Raw genomic sequence first — 21,896 nt, 5'->3', positions numbered from 1 at the left:
CATAGAGCCAGCCGCCGCAGCGGAGCGAAAAGTGGATCAGAAGGATAGTGGGAGCGAAGCGACTCTATCCTTCCCACTTTTCGCTCCGCTGCGGCGGGGGGACCCTCCGTAGGAGGGCTGGCTCTTTGGGGTCGCCTTCTTTTGCTTACTTTTCTTGGCGAGACAAGAAAAGTGAGCGGCTGCCGGGCCGCTCCCGGCGCGTTCTCCCGACCGGAGAGAGAAAAGAATTAAGCTAGAGCGCAGGAAAGCAATCCGTGCAGACTACCCAAGAAAGAATCAAACCCCAGGATCCCGCACCTTCTCCACCTGATCAAACTCCACGTTATAGAACTCAGCCCCGCGCAACTCAGCCTTGCGCATATAAACCGTCTGCACGATATCGCGAGTAGAAGCATCGATGGAAACCGGCCCCCGCACGCTCTCCCAGCTCATCCCTTTCATGGCAGCCAGCAGCTTCTCACCGTCCGCATCGCCCCCGGTCTTCTTGAGCGATTCATAGAGCAGATGCATCCCGTCATAGGCTCCAACGGAATGGAAGTTGGCGCGCATTCCCTTGTTGGCCTTGGCCATGGCATCGACATATTCCTTGTTGGCCGCAGAGGGATGCGCAGCCGAATAGTGGTGACTGCTCACCACATCCTTGGCCGCTGCACCAATCCCGGCCATGAGGTCATCATCGAGCACATCGCCGGTGCAAATCAATCGAATTCCGGCAGCCGCCAATCCCCGCTCGGTGAACTGCTTCAACACGGCAGCGCCTTCCCCGGAAGGTACAAAAACGAACAAAGCCTGCGGCTTGGCGTCTTTCACCCGCTGCAGGAAGGGCGCATAGTCCGGATTGCGCAAGGGCACGCGCACGCTTTCCATGACCTTGCCACCGGCCTCGGAAAAAGTCTTCACGAATACTTTCTCAGCATCCAGCCCCGGCCCGTAATCGGAAACAAAGGTCACCACACTCTTGATCCCATTCTTCGCAGCCCAGGAGGCCAGCGGCGAAGTCACCTGCGCCAGCGTAAAGCCGGTGCGCACGATATAAGGCGAGCGCTGCGGAATGATCGACGTTGCGGCTGCCGTCACGATCATCGGCACCTTGGCCTGTGTGGCGATGGGTGCTGCCGCCAGCGCCAGGGGCGTCAACCCGAAGCCCATCAGAACCTGCGCCTTGTCCCGCGCCACCAGCTCCTGCGCCAGCCGCTTGGTCACATCCGGAGAAACGCCGCCATCATCCTTCAACAGGATCTCCACCTTGCGCCCGGCCACGCTGTCACCGAACTTCTGCTGATACAGCTTCACCGCTGCCTCGATCTGCCGCCCGGTCGAAGCAAACGGCCCCGACATCGGCACGATCAGCCCGACTTTCAGTGCATCGGCTGCCCGTGCCACCAGGGGCGCGCCCATCGCAGCCAGCGCGGTTCCGGCCAGCACCAGGTGGCGGCGCCGGGTATCGATCATCTCGCTCATCATGTCTCCTCAGGTTTTAATTTGTATAAATGCTTTACGACGCAGGACAATACTGCTTCAGAACATTACAGATCCAGCACCAGCAACGAACTGCGAGCCCGGGAACAGCAAGGCGTGAACTGATCATTGGCCGCCCTTTCCTCATCGGTCAGGTACTGATCACGATGATCCGGCTCACCCTCCAGCACACGCGTGAGACAGGTACCGCAGATGCCCTGCTCGCAGGACACCGGCACATCCACACCGTGTTCGCACAAAACCTGGATCACCGTGCGGTCGGCGGGAATGGTATAGACCTGACCGCTGCTGGCCAGCTTCACATCAAACGCGCCATTGCTGTCGGCTGTTACCGGCGCCGCACCAAAGTATTCGAAATGAACCTGCGACTCCGGCCAGCCGCGTGCACGGGCAGTCTCCACCACATGCGCGATGAAGCCGGCAGGACCGCAGACGTAAAGATGGGTAGCCGGATCAGCCTGTGACAGCAAGGCCTCCAGATCAAGCCTCTGCGCGGCATCACCATCGTCATAGTGATGCACCACGCGGTCCGCAAATCGTGACCCGGCAATGCGCTCCCGAAACGCCTGGCGGGCAGGCGAACGGGCACAGTAATGCATCTCGAAAGACGCCCCGGAGGCCGCCAGCGCCTCGGCCATGCACAAAATCGGCGTCACCCCGATGCCACCCGCCAGCAGCAGGCTGTGCTGCGCCGGCACCAGCGCAAACTGGTTGCGCGGCACGCCGATGGTGAGCAGATCACCAACCTTCAGCGCCTCATGCACCGCCACCGATCCACCGCGCGAATTGGCATCGCGCAATACACCGATCTGGTAGCGATGCTGCTCATGCGGCGCATTGCACAGCGAATACTGGCGCAGCAAGCCGCCCGGCAGATGCACGTCGATATGCGCACCGGCGGTAAAACCCGGCAAGGGCGCACCATCCACCGAGACCAGCTCCAATCCCACGATGCCGTCGGCTTCCTCGCGGCGCGCCGCGACCTTGACCTGCAATGTCGTCATCGTCACTCCTCAGGCCGCGGCAGCCTTGCCAGATTCGGCTTCGCGCGCCAGCCACTTGTCCAGCACCTTGCGCGACTGCACCCCACCGGCATCGATGTTGAGCGCCAGCAGGCGGCGCTCGGGATACTTCAGCAGATTGGCCTGCTGCAGCTCCAGCATCTCGCGGTCCTCGCCGAAGATCTTGCCCTGCCCTTCGCGGATGGTATTGGTCAGCTCCTTGTCCTCAGGACGGAAGTGCCGCGCCATGCCCCAGAAATACCAGTGCGACGTTTCAGTCTCGGGCGTGATGAAATCCACCACGATGGAGGAAGCCTTGTGCTCCGGCCCGGCCTCGTAACCGCCCTTGCCTGCATGCGCCACGCCCACTTCGATCATCACGTGGCTGGGCGGCGAGAAGCGGCAGATCTGCCAGCGATCCACCGGCACCTCATCGGCCAATCCATTGCCTCGCAAGGCCATGCGCCAGAACGGCGGCGGCATGATGTTCTCCATGAAGCGGCTGGTGATGACCTGCTCTCCTTCCACCCGCGTATTGACCGGCGCTTCGTCAATCTCCTTCTGGCCGATGCTGGAGGCGTGCACATAAGTCTCGTGCGTGAGGTCCATGAGGTTGTCGATCATCAGGCGGTAGTCGCAGTTGATGTGATACAAGCCACCGCCATAGGCCCACTCGGGATTCTCAGCCCATTCCAGATGATGGATCTGTGCCGGATCGGCCTGCTCCTTGTCGCCGGGCCATACCCAGATGAAACCGTAACGCTCCACCACAGGGAAGCTGCGTATGCAGGGAAAGCCGCGCACGCGCTGGCCCGGCATGCTGCGGGTCTGGCCATCGCAGCCCATCTCCAGGCCGTGATAACCGCACACCAGTTGCCCTTCCCGCACGAAGCCCAGCGACAGCGGCGCGCCGCGATGCGGACAGAAATCCTCAACGGCGGCGACCTTGCCTTCGGCGCCACGATAGAACACGATCTTCTCGCCGCAGATCTGGCGGCCCAGGGGCTTGCTTTCGATTTCGTCGGGCGTGCAGGCGACGTACCAGGCATTCTTGGGGAACATGACGGTCTCCTTGGGTGAATTCCTCAACCGGCACCGGCCTTCCAAGGCCAGTGCCCTTCTTGATGGACTGCTCCAGCTTGTTCTTTTCCGCAGGCGGCTTGATCCAGATCCTGTCGGGTCTCGCATTTATCTGTTTTAATATTCAGTACACTGAATGTTAGAAAAGTATCCGCCAATCCGCAGCGCAAGTAAACGCGCTGGCGGACTTTTTTCGTTGCGCGTTGCATCAATTGATTGAGGGAAAACCTTGCGGACCGTACACTGCCGCATCGCTGTCATCACCCTGCAGCTCATCCATTACCTGATTGCATCCGACCTCATCCGCCATGCCAGAGACCACGCCACCCAAGGACGAAAGCCAGCTCATCGATCTCTACGAGCACCCCGGCCACCTGTTGCGGCGGGCGCAGCAGATTTCGGTGTCGATCTTCCATGACGAAACCGGCGGCATCATTACCCCGGTGCAATACGCCATCCTGCGCATGCTGTCGAACCATCCCGGCATCGACCAGGTGAGCTTGTCGGGACTGGTCGCCATCGACACTTCCACTGGTGCCACGGTCTGCGCACGGCTGGAAGAAAAGGGATTGCTGGTGCGCGAAGTCATTCCGCACAACCGCCGCCAGCGCGCATTGCGCATCACGCAGGCCGGCGAAGCCCTGCTGGAAGAACTGATCCCCGGCCTGCAGCGCCTGCGCAAGCGCATCCTGGCGCCCCTCGATGAAGCCGAACAGCAACAGTTCATGCTGCTGCTGGACAAGCTGGTGCATGAGAACAATCCGCAGAGCCGTGCGCCGCTCGCACGCTTGCGCGACCAGGATTGCCAGGAAGACTGAGGCCCTGGCTTCCTAAGCCACCGCCACCAAGCGATCCAGTGTCTCGCCATCGTCCAGCAGGCTCTGGCTGTCCGAGGCATGCACGATGCGGCCGCGATCCAGCACGATGGCCCGCTGCGTCAACGACAGCGCCATGCGTGCATGCTGCTCCACCACGATCACCGACATCCCTTCTTCACTGACCAGGCGGCGGATCACCTTCAGCAGTTCCTGCACGATGATCGGGGCCAGCCCTTCCATCGGTTCATCCAGCAAGAGAATGCTGGGGCTCACCATCAGCGCGCGCGCAATGGCCAGCATCTGCTGCTCGCCCCCGGAGAGCTGGTTGCCCATGTTGTGGCGGCGCTCATGCAGGCGGGGAAAAATCGAATAAATCTTCTGCAAGTTCCATTTGCCGCCACGCTCCACCACCGTCAGGTGTTCCTCCACCGACAGCGAAGGAAACATGAAACGCTCCTGCGGCACCCAGCCCAGCCCGGCGTGCGCGCGCTTGTGGGTCGGCACGCGCGCAATGTTGCTGCCACGCCAGTGAATGCTGCCGCCATGCAGGCGCGTCAGTCCCATGAGGGTGATCAACAGACTGGTCTTGCCCACGCCATTGCGCCCCAGCAGGGCCAGGCTCTCGCCTTCCTGCATCGAGAACGACACGTCTTCCAGGACGATGGAGTCGCCATAACCGGCGCTCACCTTGTCCAGTGCCAGCAGATCAGGCATGTTCGGCCTCCCCCAGATAGACTTCCTTGACGCGCTGGTCAGCCGCAATCTCCGCCGGCATGCCCTCCACCAGCACCTTGCCGCCGACCAGCACCGTGATGCGCTCGGCGAAGCGGAACACCAGCCCCATGTCATGTTCGATGAAGACGATGGTCACTTCACGCGGCAGTTGCGCAATCACTTCGAAGAGTTCGCGGCTTTCCGCCGAGGGAATGCCGGCGGCCGGTTCGTCCAGCAGCAGTACCTTGGGCTGCGTGGCCAGTGCCAGTGCAATCTCCACCAGCCGCTGCTTGCCATAGGCCAGGCTGCGCGTGATGCTGTTGGCTTCCTGCGCCAGTTTGAGCGATGTCAGCAAGGCCATGGCTTCATCCACGACCTCGGTCTGGCTGGCCACGGTCTGGTACCACTTGTATTGCAGGCCGCGCCGCTCCTGGATCGCCAGGATCACCGACTCCAGCACCGTGAGCCCGGCAAAAAGCGTATTGATCTGGAAGGTGCGGGTCATGCCGCGCTTGACGCGTTCATGCTGGGCCAAGGCGGTGATATCCTCGCCACCGAACCATACCTTGCCCCCGCTGGGCGCAAAGCCGCCCGTGAGCAGATTGATGAAGGTGGTCTTGCCGGCGCCATTGGGACCGATCAAGGCGTGGCGCGCGCCGGGTGTGAAGGTCAGCGAGATATCGCTGTTGGCCACGAAGCTGCCCCAGCGTTTGCTCAGGCCTTCGGTGCGCAGGGTGGTATCGGCTGGATGCGGGCTCATGCGCGGCCTCCCTTGAAGAACTTGTCACGCAGCACCGCCAGCCCGCCGAGCAGGCCACCGCGCGCAAACAGAACGATCACGATCAGCAGCAGGCCGATCCAGAATTGCCAGTAGGCCGGATTGAGTCCGGACAGGTAATCCTGCGCCAGCATGTAGACCAGCGCACCGACCAGTCCGCCATAGAGGCGGCCGGTACCGCCCAGCACCAGGATGATGAGCAACTCTGCCGACCGCGGGAAACCCAGCACATCCAGCCCGACGAACTGCGTGGTCTGCGCCAGCAGGGCACCGGCCACACCGGCCACCGCAGCGGCCACTGTGAAGATGACGACGAGGCGGCGGTTGACATCGGCGCCGATGGCCGGCATGCGGCGGCCACCTTCGCGGATGCCACGCAAGCCCAGCCCGAAGGGTGAATTCACCATCCGCCGCAGCACCACGAACAGCAGCAACAGCACCGCGAAACTGTAGCCATAGGCCACGCGTCCGTTGAGGTCGAACTCGAAGACACCGAAGATCTTGCCCATCACCATGCCGGACAAGCCATCCACACCACCGGTGATGAAGGCCGCCTTGTTGGCCGCCTCGAACAGCATCAGGCCGATGCCCAGCGTGACCATCAGGCGCGTGAGGTCCGCTCCGCGCACCACCAGGAAGCTCACCAGGAAACCGGCGACAGCCGCCACGATGGCCGCCAGCAACAGCCCCGTGATCGGCTCGCCCCAGCCATGCACGGCCAGCAGCCCGGCCGTGTAGGCCCCCAGGCCGAAGAAGGCGGCATGCCCCAGCGAAACGATGCCGGCATAGCCCAGGATCAGATCCAGCGAGACGGCGAACAGGCCCACGATCATGATCTGGCTGATCAGCACCAGGTAATCGGGGAAGAGGAAATAGGCCGCCACCGGCAGCAGCCAGAAGAGGATCTCCAGTGGCGTCCAGCGATCATTGGGCAGGCGCAGGACCGGCTTGGCGGCCGCTCGGGTTGAAGTGCTGGTGCTGCTCATCCGCGCCTCCGCATCAGTCCGGCCGGGAACAGGATCAGCAACACCACCATCAGGCCATAGATGACGAAGGCGCCGATCTCCGGCACATAATATTTTCCGGCGACATCGAACACGCCCAGGATCAGCGCGGCCAGCAGCGGCCCCTTGATGGTGCCGGCCCCGCCCACGGCCACCACCAGCAGGAAGTAGACCATGTACTTGACCGGGAAGGTCGGGTCCAGCCCCAGCACGTCAATACCCAGGCCGCCACCGAGACCGGCGAGACCCGACCCCAGTGCAAAGGTCAGGCTGAACACACGGCTGACGTTGATGCCCAGCCCCGCTGCCGCCACCTGGTTGTCGACCGAGGCGCGGATCTGTGCACCGAAGCGGGTACGCTCGATCAGGAGGCCCAGCGCCACCGTCACGATCACCACCACGCCGATCAGAAAGACGCGATACGCCCCGACATCCAGCCCCAGCAGCGAGACCTGTCCGCGCAGCCAATCCGGCAGCACCACAGGCTGCTGGGTCGGCCCCCATTGCCAGGTCGCGCCGGCCACGGCCATGAAGGTCAGGCCGATGGAAAACAGCACCTGGTCGAGGTGGCTGGCCTTGTAGAGACGGCGATAAAGGGAACGTTCGAGGATCAGACCGACCACGGCGGCCGCGATGAAGGCCAGCGGCAAGGTCGCCAGGAAGGGAACGCCGATGCGATTGAGCAGCGTCACGCAGACGTAGCCGCCCAGCATGGCGAAGGCACCATGCGCGAGGTTGATGAAGTTCATCATCCCCATCGTCACCGACAGGCCCACGCTGATGAGAAACAGGAGGCTGCCGTAGGCAATGCCATCGAAGAGCACGCCAAGGAAGTTGCCTAGCATGGCACACCTCCCCGGCAAGGACGAACGGGCGCAGCCGAACGCGGCGCGCAGTCATGATGCGAATGCATGATGCGGTTGGTCTCCTCTTCTGGCCTGCGGCTCTGTTTTTTTGGCCGCTTGGAAATCGATATAAATTATTTTTCTATTGTGCTGCGCCTGCCTCAATTCATGCTTGATCAATTTTCACGAAGACCCTTGCGATCTTCATGGATGGCGCGACACGGTTGCCCGACCGCGCCATCCCGAACGCATCACACGCGCTCGATCACCATCGCGATACCCTGCCCCACGCCGATGCACATGGTGCACAGCGCATAGCGGCCACCGGTGCGCTCCAGCTGGTAGGTGGCGGTGGTCACCAGGCGCGCACCGCTCATGCCCAGCGGATGGCCGAGGGCGATGGCACCGCCGTTCGGATTGACGCGGGCGTCATCATCGGCCACGCCCAGTTCGCGCAGCACGGCCAGCCCTTGCGAGGCGAAGGCTTCGTTGAGTTCGATCACGTCCATCTGATCAATCGTCATGCCCAGTTGCGCCAGCACTTTCTTGCTGGCCGGGGCCGGACCCATGCCCATGATGCGCGGTGCGACACCGGCCGTGGCCATGCCCAGGATGCGGGCGCGCGGCTTGAGCTGGTACTTCTCGACGGCATCGGCACTGGCCAGCAGCAAGGCGCAGGCGCCATCGTTGACGCCGGACGCATTGCCGGCCGTGACGGTACCATCCGGCCTGACTACGCCCTTCAGGCGGGCCAGCGCTTCCATGCTGGTCGCACGCGGATGTTCATCCTGGGTCACGGTGATCGGGTCGCCCTTCTTCTGCGGGATCACTACCGGCACGATTTCCTGTGCCAGGTTGCCATTGGCTTGTGCGGCGGCGGCCTTGGCCTGGCTGCGTACGGCGAACTGATCCTGGTCTTCGCGGCTGACCTTGAAATCGACGGCGACATTCTCGGCCGTCTCGGGCATGGCATCCACGCCATACTTCTGCTTCATCAGCGCATTCACGAAACGCCAGCCGATGGTGGTGTCCTGGATCGCCGCCTGGCGCGAGAAGGCACTGTCGGCCTTGCCCATCACGAAGGGGGCGCGGGTCATCGATTCGACGCCACCGGCGATCATCAGCTGGGTTTCACCGGACTTGATGGCGCGCGCGGCCGTGCCCAGCGCATCCATACCCGAGCCGCACAGGCGGTTGATGGTGCTGCCCGGCACTTCCTGCGGCAGGCCTGCCAGCAGCAGCGACATGCGTGCCACGTTGCGGTTGTCTTCACCGGCCTGGTTGGCGCAGCCAAAGATCACGTCATCGACGGCCTTCCAGTCCACCTGCGGATTGCGCTCCATGAGCGCGCGCAGCGGCACCGCGCCCAGGTCATCAGCGCGCACGTCTTTGAGCGCGCCGCCATAGCGGCCGATGGGGGTGCGGATGGCGTCACAGATAAATACGTCTTTCATGCATTCCTCACAGCGATAACGATACGGGTCACGGAATCAGGCCGCCGGGCGCAGCGGTGCGCCGGTCAGTTCCTGCAATTGCGCAAAGGTCAGGCCCTCGACAATCTCGCGCACCTGCAGGCCTTGCGGGGTCACGTCGATGACGGCCAGGTCGGTGTAGATGCGGTTGACGCAGCCGATGCCGGTGAGCGGATAGGAGCAGGCCTCCACCAGCTTGCTTTCGCCGGTCTTGGTCTGGTGGTCCATCATGACGAAGACTTGCTTGGCACCGATGGCCAGGTCCATCGCACCGCCCACGGCGGGGATGGCATCCGGTGCGCCGGTGTGCCAGTTGGCCAGGTCACCCTTGGCCGAGACCTGGAAGGCGCCCAGCACGCAGATGTCCAGGTGGCCGCCGCGCATCATCGAGAACGAATCCGCGTGATGGAAGTAGGAACCGCCGGTCAGGAGCGTCACCGGCTGCTTGCCGGCATTGATGAGGTCTTCGTCTTCTTCGCCGGGGGCCGGGGCCGGGCCCATGCCCAGTACGCCGTTTTCGCTGTGCAGGAAGATTTCCTTGTCCGCCGGCAGGTAGTTGGCGACCTTGGTCGGCAGGCCGATACCCAGGTTCACGTAGGCGCCCTCGGGGATGTCCTGCGCCACGCGGGCGGCGATCTCTTCACGGGTAAAGCGCTTCATTGCTGTGCCTCCTTGGTTTGCACGATCCGCTGCACGAAGATGCCGGGCGTGATGATGTTTTCCGGATCGAGCTGGCCCAGTTCCACCACCTCGGTGACTTGCGCAATGGTGACCTTGGCCGCCATCGCCATGATGGGACCGAAGTTGCGCGCCGTCTTGCGATACACCAGGTTGCCCCAGCGGTCGCCGCGCAGCGCCTTGATGAGCGCGAAGTCGGCATGGATGGGCGACTCCAGCACGTAGTGCTTGCCATCGATGAGGCGGGTTTCCTTGCCTTCGGCCAGCATGGTGCCGTAGCCGGTCGGGCTGAAGAAACCGCCGATGCCGGCACCGGCGGCGCGGATGCGCTCGGCCAGGTTGCCTTGCGGAGTCAGTTCCAGTTCGATTTCACCGGCGCGATAGAGCGCATCGAAAACGTGGGAATCAGTCTGGCGCGGGAAGGAACAGATGATCTTCTTGACGCGCTTGGTCTTGAGCAGCGCCGCCAGACCCGTATCGCCGTTGCCGGCATTGTTGTTGACGATGGTCAGGTCGCGCGCGCCCTGGGCGATGAGCGCATCGATCAGGGCCGAGGGCATGCCGGCATTGCCGAAACCACCGATCATGATGGTGGCGCCATCATGGATGTCAGCCACCGCCTGCTCCAAAGAGTCAGAAATTTTATTGATCACGTTGCTCTCACTGTAGATGCGGCGCTTCCAGCTGCGCCTGCGGATTGCCTCGCTGACCTTGGTCTTGCCGTTCAGCCAGGCGGTTGGGACTCGTCTCTGCCGGTGTGGACGGGCATTCCGGAGGTATTTGCAGCGTGACGTTTTCTGCACCAGAATGTTCGATCACCGAACTAATGTTTGATTTTCGCACAAAAAGAGTTTAGCGATCCGGCTTGACGGCCGTCAAGAAAAACCCGCAGGATGTGTTCGCTTGCCGCACAAAACGTTAAAATCCTGACGCACTGAGGTATAGCGGGAAATCCGAGCTGCCCCGCTGATGCATCGTCCTGAACCATCCGACCAGAGAGTCCATTCGCGCCCATGTCCACCGCCCCTGCTGCCAAGACCCGCAAGACCGCCGCCAAGAGCACCGCTGCCGTCAAGGACGCCAAGCCGCTCAAATCCGCCCCGGCCGCGAGCCGGCGCAGCAAGGTGCGGGACCCGGAGCAAGCCGCCAGCGCGCCCGAGGCTGAACGCGAGCTGACCATCGCCGAAGAAATCGATGCCCTCACCGACCCCAGCTTCATGACCTCGCTGGCCCGGGGCCTGGCGGTGATCCGCGCCTTCAGCGATTCGCGCCGCAGCCTGACCATCGCCCAGATCAGCCAGAAGACCGGCATCCCGCGCGCGGCCGTGCGGCGCTGCCTGCATACCCTGAAGCAACTCGGCTATGCCGATTCGGACGTCAACAATTTTTCGCTGCGCCCCAAGATCCTGACGCTGGGCTACTCCTATTTGTCGTCCACCCCGCTGACCGTTTCTGCACAGCCCTACCTGAACAACATCAGCCGCACGCTCGGCGAGTCCTGCTCGCTGGCCGTGCTGGATGACAATGAGGTGCTCTACGTCGCTCGCTCGGCCACTTCGCGCGTGATGTCGGTGGCACTCAATACCGGCAGTCGCCTGCCCGCCTACTGCACTTCGCTGGGCCGCGCCATGCTGGCGCACCTGCCGGATGATCAGCTCAAAGCCTACTTCGAGAAGGTCAAGCTGCGCGCCCTGACCGACAAGACCGTGGTGTCGCAAAAGCGTCTGCGCGACATCCTGGCCGGTGTGCGTGCGCAGGGCTATGCGGTCATCGATGAAGAACTGGAAGTCGGCCTGCGCTCCATCGCCGTACCGGTACGCGGCGCCTCCGGCAATGTGCTGGCCGCACTGAACGTGGGTGCACAGGCCGCGCGCGTGTCGGTGGCACAGATGGAAGAAGAGATCCTGCCGGTGCTGCTGCGTGGCGCACAGGAATTGTCCGTGCTGCTGCCGTAAAAAAACAGGTCCGCACTCCCCACCGGGGAGGCGGACCGAAGACAAAAACAGACCCTGCCTTTGCCATGCTGCGGATGTCGGCGCACCCTAGGGCCTGTTCACATTTAATCTGCGACCTCTCCCGGAGGGTTGCCCCCCAGAAGGCGCGCTGGCCGCGTTGCACGTCAGGGCTGGTGGCACCACCACCAGCCCTGACGCGCGCCTTGCCAGCCCGCCTTCTGGGGGCAACGCATCTCGCAGATTAAATGTGAACAGGCCCTAGCATCCGGGTGCGCCATCCTCCTCAAGACTGCTTTTCCATCACCGATCAGAATCAGAAGGTGTGACGAATGCCCGACATCACACCCAGCTGGTTCTTGCCCGCACCCACCGACCCGCCGGCATCGACGGCCACGGCCGACGTACCGCCGTTCTTGATGTAGCCCAGCGAAGTGTAGAGCGCCGTACGCTTGGACAGGTTGTAGGTCAGGCGTGCCACCGAGAGGGTGACATCGTTCGGGCTGTTCTTCACGTCCAGGCGCGAGACCTGCGCATCCAGCACCAGTGCGGTGGTCAACGGATAGCTCACACCCAGGTAGTAGAGATCGGAATCGGTATTGGTGTTGTTGGCTGCGCGGGTACGGCGATCGACCACGCCGCCGCCGATCTTGACATCACCGATCATGAAGTAACCGTTCAAGGTGATGCGCTGATCGCTGTTGTCGCTGCTGGTGAGGCCACCGGAGGCGCCGGTGTTGCCATACAGGATGTCATAGGAGGAAGTCACGCCCCAGCCCTTGCCATCGTAGCCCAGCAAGCCCGTAACCTGGCGGCAGGCCTTGCTGTTGCCGGCCACTTCGCCGGCACAGTTGGTGGCGGCCGGACCGCCGGTGGCCGAGGTATCGCGTCCGAAGCTGTAGGTCGCGCCCAGCGTGAAGCCGCTGAAGCTGCCGAGGTAGCCGATGGAATTGTCGCTGCGGGCATTGGGCAGATACGGGTCGATGCTGCCGATGGCGAAGATGTTGGGACCCATCACGTCCGTCTTGAGCTGCGAGATGTAGGTCATGTTGATCTGGCGGCCCAGCGTGACCTGGCCCCAATCGCTCTTCAGACCCACATACGACTGGCGCCCGAAGATGCGGTTGCCCTGTCCCATGGCGCCGGTGTCGGGAGCAAAGCCGCTTTCCAGCACGAATATTGCCTGCAGTCCGCCGCCCAGATCTTCCGCACCACGGAAGCCGATGCGCGACGGGAAGCTGCCCGTCAGCGACGGCATCTTGAAGACCGAATTGCCGTTGGCATTGGCGTTGGTGGTGTAGACCACGCCGGTATCGATGATGCCGTAAATGGTCACCGAACTCTGCGCCATGGCCGAGCCCGCCGCACCCGCGGTCATTGCACATGCGGCAGCGGCCAGGGCCACTGCACGCAGGGTGGTTGTTCTTGTCATTGCCATCTCCTCCTGATTTCATTGAATGGTGAATGGCCGGCTCGCTGCCGGCGCACGCCCTCCTCCAGGCGCACGCCAGCGATTCGCTGCTCGCCGGCCGGGTGACTTCCCTTGATGTCAGTCCCTTCGATTACTTCAACTGCCTGTTGCGAATTCCCGTCGCCGACCCGGCACCTTCCCGAAGCGCGGGCAAAAAAGCCCCCTGCCCCATGGTCAGCGCCATCGGCATGCGTGTTGCTGCGACGTTTTCCACGCCACTTTATAAATGCGAGTTGGTCGATGCCGACTAGCGGACATCGCAGAATGAAGCGTCTCGTCTCTGGCTTGTTTCTTATTTTTTATAACTTTTATTAGCCGTTCGTTTACCGCACATCGGTTTGTTTACCGAACGGATGGTGCGATACTATTGTCGGCACCGACGCTTTGTCAACAAGGCGAGCCAGGGAAGAGAAAGCGATACGTCGTCCGTCTGCAACAGTCGGACCGGCGATGCGACAATCAGGACGGCAGCAGAACCGCCCGCGCAGCATCGCTCACTACAATCACAAAGGAGACTGAAAAATGAGGTTGAAAAAACTCGCAGGATTGGCCGTGATCACGGCCTCCGTCAGCTTGCTGACATCGCTGGCGCACGCTCAGGAAACCATCAAGGTCGGCCTGATCGCCGCCTTCTCCGGCCCCTTCGCCGATTACGGCAAGCAGATGGAAGGCGGCATCAAGGCCTACATGGCGCAGCATGGCGACACGGTCGCCGGCAAGAAAATCCAGATCATCATCAAGGACACCACCGGTCCCTCGCCCGAGATCGCCAAGCGCCTGGCACAGGAACTGGTGGTGCGCGACAAGGTGGATTTCCTGGCCGGCTTCGGCCTTACGCCCGAGGCGCTGGCGGTAGCGCCCATCGCTGAACAAGCCAAGAAGCCGATGATCGTCATGAACGCGGCCAGCTCCGTCATCACCACCAAGTCCAGCTACATCGCGCGCTTTTCGATGACGCTGCCGCAGGTCTCGGGCCCCATGGCGACCTGGGCGCTGAAGAACGGCATCAAGCGCGTAGTCACGCTGGTGGCCGATTACGGCCCGGGCATCGATGCCGAGACCGCCTTCAAGACCAACCTGCTGGGCGGTGGTGGCCAGGTACTGGAATCGATCCGGGTGCCGCTGCGCAATCCTGAGTTCGCCCCCTACATCCAGCGCATCAAGGATGCCAAACCGGAGGCCGTCTTCATCTTCGTGCCGGCGGGCGAACAGGGCATTGCCTTCATGAAGGGCTATCGCGAACGCGGACTGGCCGAGGCCGGCATCAAGGTCATCGCCACCGGCGACCTGACCGACGACCACGTGCTGCCCGCCATGGGCGACTCGACGCTGGGCGTGATCACCACCTTCCACTATTCGGCCGCGCATGATTCGCCGGAGAACAAGGCCTTCCTCAAGAGCTTTGCTGCCGCCAATCCGGGGGCGGGCCGTCCCAACTTCATGGCCATCGCGGCCTACGACGGCATGAACGCCATCTACGAGGTCAGCAAAAAGCTGAACGGCAAAATCGATGGCGACCGTGCCATGGCCATCCTCAAAACCATGAAGTTCACCAGCCCGCGCGGCCCCATCGCCATCGACCCGGCCACCCGCGATATCGTGCAGACGGTCTACGTCCGCAAGGTGGAGAAGGTCGGCAGCGAGGTCTACAACGTCGAATTCGACAAGTTCGAAAACATGAAGGACACCGGCAAATAATCGCCTGTCGATACTCCATGGAAACGCCGGTGATGCAGTGCACACCGGCGTTTTTCTTTGGGCCGCCCGCAGCCATGCAGGTTGGCGCGCCATCAGTCACCGACACGTCATCGTTGCGACGCGATGCAGCAATTCCTGCTGCATGCCTCGACACATTTTTCGTTCGTTAATCGCCCGCTTTTACTTTTTTCGCACAACACGAAAGTCACATGGGGCTTGCGTTTACCTCCACTTTACTTATACTGAATAAACGTTATAACTTATAACTAATTCAAACGCCGACCACGGCATGACCAGAGACAGCATGAACCAGCACAGCGACCTCCTCGACATCCAAGTTCACGGCGCCATTGCCGAGATCGGACTCAACCGCGCCGCCAAACGCAATGCCCTCAACGACCCGCTGGTGCGCGCCATCCGCGACTGCTTTCAGGATCTGCCGGAGGGCGTGAAGGTGGCCATCATCCACGGCATCGGCGAACACTTCTGCGCCGGCCTTGACCTCTCCGAACTGCGCGAGCGCGACACCACCGAATCCCTGCATCACTCACGCATGTGGCATGCGGCCTTCGAGCAGATCGCCTTCGGCCGCGTACCGGTGATCGCGGTACTGCATGGCGCAGTCATCGGCGGCGGACTGGAGCTGGCCTCGGCGGCCCACATTCGCGTGGCCGAACCGAGCGCCTTCTACGGCTTGCCGGAAGGACAGCGCGGCCTCTTCGTCGGTGGTGGCGGATCGGTGCGCATCTCGCGCCTGATCGGCGTGGCCCGCATGGCCGACATGATGCTGACCGGCCGCGTGCTGACGGCCGAAGAAGGCCACCAGGCCGGCATCTCGCAATACAGCGTGGCCGCCGGCACCGGTCTGGACAAGGCCCGTGAGCTGGCCGAACGCATCGCCCGCAATGCGCCCATGACCAACTACGGGATCATGCACGTGCTGCCGCGCATCCATGACCAGTCGATCCAGGATGGGCTGATGACCGAATCGCTCATGGCCGCCGTGGCCGGCAGCGATCCCGATACCAAGGGCCGCCTGGCGGCTTTCCTCGATCACAAGCAGAACAAGGTCAAGCCGACCTGAGCACGACCGCAACGAACAAAGCATCGCAGAAGAATCGGCCCTGCATGGCCGGACAAGAGCCACCACAGCGGCCAGCAAGTCAGTAATACAGCGCAAGACCACAACAACACACCTGCCCGGCCACGACCGGGCAGGTGACACAACAGAGACATGTATGAACACTCCTCCTCGCTATCGCAGCTTCAGGTTCGGCATCGGCGGCGTTGACGTCGTGCCGGGTGCTGAGGGCATCTCCATCGTCAAGACCCGGCAGCCGCTGGGCGACTATCCTGCGCGCCTGACCGACAAGCTGATCCACTGGGCCACCGTCGATCCCGACCGCACCTACATGGCCCGCCGCGACAAGGATGGCCAATGGCGCCGCATCAGCTACGGCGAAGCCCTGCAAAGCGCACGCCGCATCGGCCAGGCGCTGCTGCAGCGCGGACTCTCGGCCGAGCGCCCGCTGCTGATCCTGTCCGAGAACGACCTCGAACACGCCATGCTCGTGCTGGGCTGCCACTATGCAGGCGTGCCTTATGCGCCGGTATCGTCGGCCTATTCGCTGCTCTCCAAGGATTACGCCAAGCTGCGCCATGCGGTGCAGTTGCTCACGCCCGGTCTGATCTTTGCCGCCCATGGCGAGAAGTTTGCCGCGGCCGTCAATGCGGTGGCACCCGATATCGAATTCGTGGTCACCGAAGCGCCGCCTGCCGGACGCGAATGCACGCTGTATGCGGAACTGGAAGCCACCCGCGCAGGCGATGAAGTCGAGCGTGCCTACGCCGCCACCGGTCCGGACACCATCGTCAAGTTCCTCTTCACCTCGGGCTCGACCAAGATGCCCAAGGCGGTCGTCAACACCCAGCGCATGATGTGCAGCAACCTGCAGATGATCGTGCAGACCTTCCCCTTCCTGGCCGAAGAGCCGCCCATCCTGATTGACTGGCTGCCCTGGAACCACACTTTCGGTGCCAACCACAACGTGGGCATCGTGATCTACAACGGCGGCACCATGTACATCGACGAGGGCAAGCCCACGCCGCAAGGCCTGGCCACCACCCTGGCCAACCTGCACGAGATTTCGCCGACCGTGTATTTCAACGTGCCGGTGGGCTGGGAAGGCATCGCGCACGCGCTGGAGAAAGACCAGGCGCTGCGCGAAAAATTCTACAGTCGCCTGCGCATGCAGTTCTATGCCGGTGCCGCCCTGGCGCAACCGGTGTGGGACAAGCTGCACGCCACCGCCGAAGCCACCTGTGGCGAACGCATCGTGATGTGCTGCGGCCTGGGCATGACCGAGACCTCGCCTTCGGCGCTCTTCGTGGCCGACCTGGAAGTGCAGGCCGGACAGATCGGCATCCCCACGCCGGGCATGGAAATCAAGCTGGTCCCCAATGGCGACAAGATCGAGATCCGCTATCGCGGCCCCAACGTTACCCCGGGTTACTGGCGCGCGCCGGAACAGACGGCCGAGGCCTTCGATGAAGAGGGCTACTTCCGCTCGGGCGATGCAGTGCGCTGGCTGGACCCGGCCCATCCGGATCGCGGCTTCATGTTCGATGGCCGCGTGGCCGAGGACTTCAAGCTCTACACCGGCACCTGGGTCAGCGTCGGCCCGCTGCGCGCGCTGATTGCGCATGAAGGTGCGCCCTATCTGCAGGATGCCGTCATCACCGGCCAGGACCGCAATGAAGTGGGCATGCTGATCGTGCCCAACATCGAGCGCTGCCGCCAGCTGGCGCGCCTGCCTGCGGAGGCCTCGCGGGCCGACGTGCTCAATGCGGCACCGGTACGCGATTTCTTCCAGGGTCTGCTGGAACGCCTGCAAACCCATGCCACCGGCAGTTCAACCCGCGTGGCGCGCGCGCTGGTCCTGATCGATCCGCCGTCCTTCGACCGTGGCGAAATCACCGACAAGGGTTCGATCAATCAACGTGCGGTGCTGACTCACCGCGCCGCCCTGGTGGAGGCGCTCTACGCCGGCACCGACCCGGCCGTGCTGACCGCACAGGCCGCGCTCTCCCCCGCTCACTGAGGAAGCAACAGACATGGCACAAGCAGCGTTCTATTCCGGCTTCAAGGACATCTGGCTCGTCGGCGGCGTGCGTACGCCCATGGTGGATTACTGCACCAGTTTCAGCCAGCTCTCGCCCACCGACATGGGCATCAAGGTGGCGCGCGAAGTACTGGCCCGTACCGGTATCGCCGCCACCGACATCGGCTCGGTGGTAGCCGGCAACATGGCGCCGGGCGATGCCTACCAGTACATGCTGCCGCGTCACATCGGCCTGTATGCGGGCGTGCCGATCACTACGCCGGCCATCATGGTCCAGCGCATCTGCGGCACTGGCTTCGAACTGATCCGCCAGGCCGGTGACCAGATCGAGCGCGGCTACACCGAGACCGCGCTGATCGTGGGCAGCGAATCGATGACGCGCAATCCGATTGCCGCCTTCGGCCATCGCACCGGTTTCAAGCTGGGCGCACCGGTGGAATTCCAGGACTACATGTGGGAAGCGCTGGTCGATCCGGCCCCCGGCATCACCATGCCGCAGACCGCCGAGAACCTGGCGAAAAAATATGGCATCACCCGCGCCGAGGTCGATGAATACGCCGCGTATTCCTTCGAGCGCGCGCTCAAGGCACAGGCGGCCGGCTTCCACGCAGGAGAGATCGTTCCGGTCGTCAACGAGACCTTCCGCCTGGATGGCTACAACGATCGTCACATCAAGCTGCAGGGCAAGACCAGCGAAGCCGCCACCGACACCCATCCGCGTCCGTCGCCGGTGGAGGTGCTGGCCAAGCTGCGCACGCTCTACCCGGATGGCGTACAGACCGGTGGCAACTCCTCGGCGCTGGTCGATGCAGCGGCCGCCACCATCGTCGCCTCGGGCGATTACGTACGCCGCCATGACAAGCAGCCGCTGGCGCGCGTCGTCGCCGCCGCTGTGGCCGGGGTGCCGCCGGAGATCATGGGCATCGGCCCGGTGCCGGCCATCCGTACCCTGCTGGAACGCAATGGCCTGACAGTGGCCGACATCGGCTGCTTCGAGATCAATGAAGCGCAAGGCGCGCAGATCGTGGCAGTGGAACGTGAGCTGGGGATCGACCGCGACAAGCTCAACGTCAACGGCGGTGCCATCGCCCTGGGCCATCCGCTGGCCGCGACCGGTGTGCGCCTGTCGATCACGGCCGCGCGCGAGATGAATCGCCGGGGTGCGCGCTACTGCGTGGCATCGGCCTGCATCGGCGGCGGCCAGGGCATCGCCCTGCTGCTGGAAAATCCTTCGGCCTCCCACTGATCCGCTCATTCGACAAGGACACATCTCATGCAACTGCAAGGACAAGCCGCCCTCGTGACGGGCGGCGCCTCCGGACTCGGTGCCGAGACCGCGCGCCAGCTGGTCCAGGCCGGGGCCCGCGTTTCCATTCTGGACGTCAACATGGAAGCTGCCCAGGCTTTGGCCGATGAACTGCGCTGCCACGCCGCACGCTGCGACATCACCGACAGCGCGTCGGTGACAGCAGCCCTCGATGCCGCACAGGAAGCCAACGGCGCACCACGCATCCTCATCAACTGCGCCGGCATCGGCGGTGCCAAGCGCATGGTCGGCAAAGATGGCAGCCCGATGCCGCTCGAAGATTTCAGCCGCATCGTCAACGTCAACCTGATCGGTACCTTCAATGTCATCCGTCTGACTGCCGCGCGTATGGCCGCTGCCGAGCCGCTGGCCGAGGGCGAGCGCGGCGTGATCGTGGCGACCGCCTCGGTAGCCGCCTTCGACGGACAAGTCGGGCAAGCCGGCTATGCGGCGTCCAAGGGCGGCATCACCTCCATGACCCTGCCGCTGGCACGTGATCTGGCGCAACACGGCATCCGCGTGGTGACCATTGCACCGGGGCTGTTCCTCACGCCCCTGCTCTACAAGCTGCCGGAAGAAGTGCAGCAATCGCTGGCCTCGTCCATCCCCTTCCCCAAGCGACTGGGCAAGGCCGAGGAATATGCACAGCTGGCCTTGCATATCGCCACCAATCTATCGCTGAACGGCGAAGTGATCCGGCTCGATGGCGCATTGCGCCTGGCACCGCGCTGAGCACCGAGGAGAACGCATGAGCAAGACCATCATTCATCCGGTGCGCGTGGAATTCGGCGATTGCGATCCGGCCGGCATCGTGTATTTCCCCAATTTCTTCCGCTGGTATGACGCGGCCTCGCGCAACTTCTTCCATGAATGCGGCGTGCCGCCCTGGCGTGATACGGAAAAGACACGCGGCATCATCGGCACGCCCGTGGTGGACATCAGTTCGCGCTTCGTGCGCCCGGCCACCTATGGCGACCGCATCGAAGTGCATTCCAGCATCGTCGAATGGAATGACAAGACCTTCGTCATGAAGCACGAGATCAAGCGCGATGGCGAACTGCTGTGCGAAGGCCGCGACGTGCGCGTCTTCGCCATTCGCCATCCGGAGGATCCGGCGCGCATCAAGGCCATCCCCATTCCGGAAGACATCAGGGAGATGTGCAGTTAAGCAATACGGCAGCAAGCGAGAGGCGGCAACAAGCCGCATCCGCCCACATCGAGCATTCGAACCATAATTACAAAGGAGACGGAGATGAAAACCAAACTGGCAATCAAGGCAGGGGTACTGGCAGCGATGCTGGCCTGTGCAGGGGCCGCACAGGCCGAGCTGACCATCGGCGTGGTGATGTCGCTGACCGGTCCGGGCTCGGGCCTGGGCATTCCGGCCAAGAACGGCTTTGCCCTGTGGCCGGAGACCATCGGCGGCGAGAAGGTCAAGCTGATCATCCTCGACGATGCCACCGATCCCACCCAGGCCAGCAAGAATGCGCGCCGCCTGGTGGCCGAGGACAAGGTCGACCTGCTCATCGGTTCGGCCGCGGTGCCGCCCACGCTGGCCGTGGCCGACGTGGCGCTGGAATCGCAGACGGTACAGCTGGCCATCTCGCCTATCGAGACCGCTGAAGGAAAAGACGCCTGGACCTTCCGCCTGCCGCAATCCACGGCCGTCATGGCCGGTGGCGTGGTGGAGCAGATGAAGAAGATGGGCGTGAAGACCATCGGCTTCCTCGGCTACTCCGACTCCTACGGTGAAAACTGGCTCAAGGAGGTGCAGCGCCTGGCCACCGCCGCCGGCATGAAGATGGGCACGGTGGAGCGCTTCTCGCGGGCCGACACCAGCGTGACGGCGCAAGCCCTGCGCGTGGTCAGTTCCAATCCGGATGCGGTGCTGGTCGTGGCCTCGGGCAGCGGTGCGGCCATGCCGCACAAGGCGCTCATCGAGCGCGGCTACAAGGGCAAGATCTTCCAGACCCACAGTGCCGCCTCGCGCGACCTGATCCGTCTGGGCGGCAAGGATGTGGAAGGTTCCTACGTCATCTCCGGCCCGGCCGTGGTACCGGAAGCGCTGCCGGACAGCAATCCTTCCAAGAAACTGGCCATGGATTTCGTCACGCGTTACGAGAAGCAGTTTGGCGCAGGTACCCGCAACCTCTTCGCGGCCCATACCTATGACGCGCAGCTGGTGCTGCAGAAGGTGGTCCCGGAAGCGCTGAAGAAAGCCAAACCCGGCACCCCCGCCTTCCGCGCCGCCTTGAAGGAGGCGCTGGAAACCTCCGGCCCGATCCAGATCTCGCAGGGCACGCTGAACTACTCGGCCAAGGATCACTTCGGGCTGGGTGACGATGCGCGCATCATGCTGACCATCCAGAACGGCAACTGGAAGGCGGTCAATCCGTAATCCGCCTGTCCTGTCCGCGCGGCGGCGCGAGGTCTCCAGCTTGCGCCGCCGTTTTCCAGCCTGACGTTTTCTGCACCACA

General features: G+C 63.1%; 21 protein-coding genes. 10 read left to right on the top strand and 11 right to left on the bottom strand.

Features of this window, described 5'->3' with window-relative positions; genetic code table 11:
- Positions 1–276: 276 nt before the first annotated feature.
- The 3 genes from ACWHXP_RS24995 to ACWHXP_RS24985 all read right to left on the bottom strand — a co-directional run bounded on the left by ACWHXP_RS24995 (position 277) and on the right by ACWHXP_RS24985 (position 3,542).
- Positions 277–1,464: an ABC transporter substrate-binding protein gene (locus ACWHXP_RS24995; RefSeq protein WP_489634792.1), complete on the bottom strand. Its 1,188-nt coding sequence runs from the start codon at positions 1,462–1,464 to the stop codon at positions 277–279.
- A gap of 62 nt (positions 1,465–1,526) precedes the next feature.
- Positions 1,527–2,483 (bottom strand): PDR/VanB family oxidoreductase, encoded by a 957-nt coding sequence (locus ACWHXP_RS24990; RefSeq protein WP_489634793.1) that lies wholly within the window; start codon positions 2,481–2,483, stop codon positions 1,527–1,529.
- 9 nt (positions 2,484–2,492) lie between these two features.
- Positions 2,493–3,542, bottom strand: coding sequence for an aromatic ring-hydroxylating dioxygenase subunit alpha (locus ACWHXP_RS24985; RefSeq protein ID WP_034336186.1), 1,050 nt, complete (start codon positions 3,540–3,542; stop codon positions 2,493–2,495).
- Positions 3,543–3,868: 326 nt separating this feature from the next.
- Here ACWHXP_RS24985 and ACWHXP_RS24980 point away from each other — a divergent pair, with 326 nt between their 5' ends.
- On the top strand, positions 3,869–4,378 hold the full coding sequence (locus ACWHXP_RS24980) for a MarR family winged helix-turn-helix transcriptional regulator (RefSeq protein WP_134134500.1): 510 nt from the start codon (positions 3,869–3,871) through the stop codon (positions 4,376–4,378).
- A gap of 12 nt (positions 4,379–4,390) precedes the next feature.
- On the opposite strand, the gene ACWHXP_RS24975 is transcribed toward ACWHXP_RS24980, so the two are convergent.
- From ACWHXP_RS24975 to ACWHXP_RS24945, 7 genes are all read right to left on the bottom strand, one after another.
- Positions 4,391–5,092, bottom strand: coding sequence for an ABC transporter ATP-binding protein (locus ACWHXP_RS24975; RefSeq protein WP_252696382.1), 702 nt, complete (start codon positions 5,090–5,092; stop codon positions 4,391–4,393).
- Positions 5,085–5,852, bottom strand: a complete 768-nt coding sequence (locus ACWHXP_RS24970) for an ABC transporter ATP-binding protein (protein ID WP_489634794.1) — start codon at positions 5,850–5,852, stop codon at positions 5,085–5,087. The genes ACWHXP_RS24975 and ACWHXP_RS24970 overlap by 8 nt, the downstream gene beginning before the upstream one ends.
- Positions 5,849–6,856 carry a branched-chain amino acid ABC transporter permease gene (locus ACWHXP_RS24965; protein WP_121045765.1) on the bottom strand — a complete coding sequence of 336 codons (1,008 nt, stop codon included), beginning with the start codon at positions 6,854–6,856 and terminating at the stop codon, positions 5,849–5,851. Before ACWHXP_RS24965 ends, ACWHXP_RS24970 begins: the two co-directional genes overlap by 4 nt.
- Positions 6,853–7,719, bottom strand: coding sequence for a branched-chain amino acid ABC transporter permease (locus ACWHXP_RS24960; RefSeq protein ID WP_034336202.1), 867 nt, complete (start codon positions 7,717–7,719; stop codon positions 6,853–6,855). The genes ACWHXP_RS24965 and ACWHXP_RS24960 overlap by 4 nt, the downstream gene beginning before the upstream one ends.
- A 251-nt stretch (positions 7,720–7,970) precedes the next feature.
- Positions 7,971–9,173: a 3-oxoadipyl-CoA thiolase gene (gene pcaF, locus ACWHXP_RS24955; protein WP_039784000.1), complete on the bottom strand. Its 1,203-nt coding sequence runs from the start codon at positions 9,171–9,173 to the stop codon at positions 7,971–7,973.
- 36 nt (positions 9,174–9,209) lie between these two features.
- Entirely contained in the window at positions 9,210–9,851 is a 642-nt protein-coding gene (locus ACWHXP_RS24950) for a CoA transferase subunit B (RefSeq protein ID WP_134223425.1), read from the bottom strand.
- Complete coding sequence (locus ACWHXP_RS24945) at positions 9,848–10,522, bottom strand: 3-oxoacid CoA-transferase subunit A (RefSeq protein ID WP_034336231.1); 675 nt, start codon at positions 10,520–10,522, stop codon at positions 9,848–9,850. Before ACWHXP_RS24945 ends, ACWHXP_RS24950 begins: the two co-directional genes overlap by 4 nt.
- 360 nt (positions 10,523–10,882) lie before the next feature.
- Here ACWHXP_RS24945 and ACWHXP_RS24940 point away from each other — a divergent pair, with 360 nt between their 5' ends.
- The gene (locus ACWHXP_RS24940; RefSeq protein WP_489634795.1) at positions 10,883–11,824 is read left to right on the top strand and encodes an IclR family transcriptional regulator domain-containing protein; all 942 of its coding nucleotides are present in this window, start codon (positions 10,883–10,885) and stop codon (positions 11,822–11,824) included.
- Between the two features lie 313 nt (positions 11,825–12,137).
- Here the strand turns inward: ACWHXP_RS24940 and ACWHXP_RS24935 are convergent, their stop codons facing one another.
- A complete protein-coding gene (locus ACWHXP_RS24935) occupies positions 12,138–13,253 on the bottom strand; it encodes a porin (RefSeq protein WP_489623817.1) in 1,116 nt (371 codons plus the stop codon).
- A 32-nt stretch (positions 13,254–13,285) separates the two neighbouring features.
- Between ACWHXP_RS24935 and ACWHXP_RS24930 the strand changes: the two genes are divergently transcribed.
- The 8 genes from ACWHXP_RS24930 to ACWHXP_RS24895 all read left to right on the top strand — a co-directional run bounded on the left by ACWHXP_RS24930 (position 13,286) and on the right by ACWHXP_RS24895 (position 21,816).
- Positions 13,286–13,543 (top strand): hypothetical protein, encoded by a 258-nt coding sequence (locus ACWHXP_RS24930; RefSeq protein ID WP_489634796.1) that lies wholly within the window; start codon positions 13,286–13,288, stop codon positions 13,541–13,543.
- A 271-nt stretch (positions 13,544–13,814) separates the two neighbouring features.
- Positions 13,815–14,990: an ABC transporter substrate-binding protein gene (locus tag ACWHXP_RS24925; protein WP_489634797.1), complete on the top strand. Its 1,176-nt coding sequence runs from the start codon at positions 13,815–13,817 to the stop codon at positions 14,988–14,990.
- A 304-nt stretch (positions 14,991–15,294) separates the two neighbouring features.
- On the top strand, positions 15,295–16,074 hold the full coding sequence (locus ACWHXP_RS24920; protein WP_252696389.1) for a crotonase/enoyl-CoA hydratase family protein: 780 nt from the start codon (positions 15,295–15,297) through the stop codon (positions 16,072–16,074).
- A 154-nt stretch (positions 16,075–16,228) separates the two neighbouring features.
- Positions 16,229–18,091: a feruloyl-CoA synthase gene (locus ACWHXP_RS24915; protein ID WP_259433294.1), complete on the top strand. Its 1,863-nt coding sequence runs from the start codon at positions 16,229–16,231 to the stop codon at positions 18,089–18,091.
- Between the two features lie 13 nt (positions 18,092–18,104).
- Positions 18,105–19,358: a thiolase family protein gene (locus ACWHXP_RS24910; protein ID WP_489623820.1), complete on the top strand. Its 1,254-nt coding sequence runs from the start codon at positions 18,105–18,107 to the stop codon at positions 19,356–19,358.
- A 27-nt stretch (positions 19,359–19,385) separates the two neighbouring features.
- Entirely contained in the window at positions 19,386–20,150 is a 765-nt protein-coding gene (locus tag ACWHXP_RS24905; RefSeq protein WP_034333388.1) for an SDR family NAD(P)-dependent oxidoreductase, read from the top strand.
- A gap of 16 nt (positions 20,151–20,166) precedes the next feature.
- On the top strand, positions 20,167–20,586 hold the full coding sequence (locus ACWHXP_RS24900; RefSeq protein WP_489623821.1) for an acyl-CoA thioesterase: 420 nt from the start codon (positions 20,167–20,169) through the stop codon (positions 20,584–20,586).
- Positions 20,587–20,670: 84 nt separating this feature from the next.
- Positions 20,671–21,816 carry an ABC transporter substrate-binding protein gene (locus ACWHXP_RS24895; protein ID WP_121045754.1) on the top strand — a complete coding sequence of 382 codons (1,146 nt, stop codon included), beginning with the start codon at positions 20,671–20,673 and terminating at the stop codon, positions 21,814–21,816.
- Positions 21,817–21,896 lie beyond the last annotated feature (80 nt).

This window comes from Herbaspirillum sp. Her2, assembly GCF_057961375.1.
The sequence above is the reverse complement of the archived record's forward strand: the minus strand, read 5'-3'. Positions and strand labels throughout refer to the sequence as shown.

Bases quoted from the DNA above. Each gene is read 5' to 3' on its own strand.
- ACWHXP_RS24910 (WP_489623820.1), top strand. From the start codon at position 18,105: ATGGCACAAGCAGCGTTCTATTCCGGCTTCAAGGACATCTGGCTCGTC.
- ACWHXP_RS24950 (WP_134223425.1), bottom strand. From the start codon at position 9,851: ATGAAGCGCTTTACCCGTGAAGAGATCGCCGCCCGCGTGGCGCAGGAC.
- ACWHXP_RS24915 (WP_259433294.1), top strand. From the start codon at position 16,229: ATGAACACTCCTCCTCGCTATCGCAGCTTCAGGTTCGGCATCGGCGGC.
- ACWHXP_RS24920 (WP_252696389.1), top strand. From the start codon at position 15,295: ATGAACCAGCACAGCGACCTCCTCGACATCCAAGTTCACGGCGCCATT.
- ACWHXP_RS24970 (WP_489634794.1), bottom strand. From the start codon at position 5,852: ATGAGCCCGCATCCAGCCGATACCACCCTGCGCACCGAAGGCCTGAGC.
- ACWHXP_RS24995 (WP_489634792.1), bottom strand. From the start codon at position 1,464: ATGATGAGCGAGATGATCGATACCCGGCGCCGCCACCTGGTGCTGGCC.
- ACWHXP_RS24990 (WP_489634793.1), bottom strand. From the start codon at position 2,483: ATGACGACATTGCAGGTCAAGGTCGCGGCGCGCCGCGAGGAAGCCGAC.
- ACWHXP_RS24935 (WP_489623817.1), bottom strand. From the start codon at position 13,253: ATGACAAGAACAACCACCCTGCGTGCAGTGGCCCTGGCCGCTGCCGCA.
- ACWHXP_RS24960 (WP_034336202.1), bottom strand. From the start codon at position 7,719: ATGCTAGGCAACTTCCTTGGCGTGCTCTTCGATGGCATTGCCTACGGC.
- ACWHXP_RS24895 (WP_121045754.1), top strand. From the start codon at position 20,671: ATGAAAACCAAACTGGCAATCAAGGCAGGGGTACTGGCAGCGATGCTG.
- ACWHXP_RS24905 (WP_034333388.1), top strand. From the start codon at position 19,386: ATGCAACTGCAAGGACAAGCCGCCCTCGTGACGGGCGGCGCCTCCGGA.
- ACWHXP_RS24900 (WP_489623821.1), top strand. From the start codon at position 20,167: ATGAGCAAGACCATCATTCATCCGGTGCGCGTGGAATTCGGCGATTGC.
- ACWHXP_RS24940 (WP_489634795.1), top strand. From the start codon at position 10,883: ATGTCCACCGCCCCTGCTGCCAAGACCCGCAAGACCGCCGCCAAGAGC.
- ACWHXP_RS24985 (WP_034336186.1), bottom strand. From the start codon at position 3,542: ATGTTCCCCAAGAATGCCTGGTACGTCGCCTGCACGCCCGACGAAATC.
- ACWHXP_RS24975 (WP_252696382.1), bottom strand. From the start codon at position 5,092: ATGCCTGATCTGCTGGCACTGGACAAGGTGAGCGCCGGTTATGGCGAC.
- ACWHXP_RS24925 (WP_489634797.1), top strand. From the start codon at position 13,815: ATGAGGTTGAAAAAACTCGCAGGATTGGCCGTGATCACGGCCTCCGTC.
- ACWHXP_RS24965 (WP_121045765.1), bottom strand. From the start codon at position 6,856: ATGAGCAGCACCAGCACTTCAACCCGAGCGGCCGCCAAGCCGGTCCTG.
- pcaF (WP_039784000.1), bottom strand. From the start codon at position 9,173: ATGAAAGACGTATTTATCTGTGACGCCATCCGCACCCCCATCGGCCGC.
- ACWHXP_RS24980 (WP_134134500.1), top strand. From the start codon at position 3,869: ATGCCAGAGACCACGCCACCCAAGGACGAAAGCCAGCTCATCGATCTC.
- ACWHXP_RS24930 (WP_489634796.1), top strand. From the start codon at position 13,286: ATGGCCGGCTCGCTGCCGGCGCACGCCCTCCTCCAGGCGCACGCCAGC.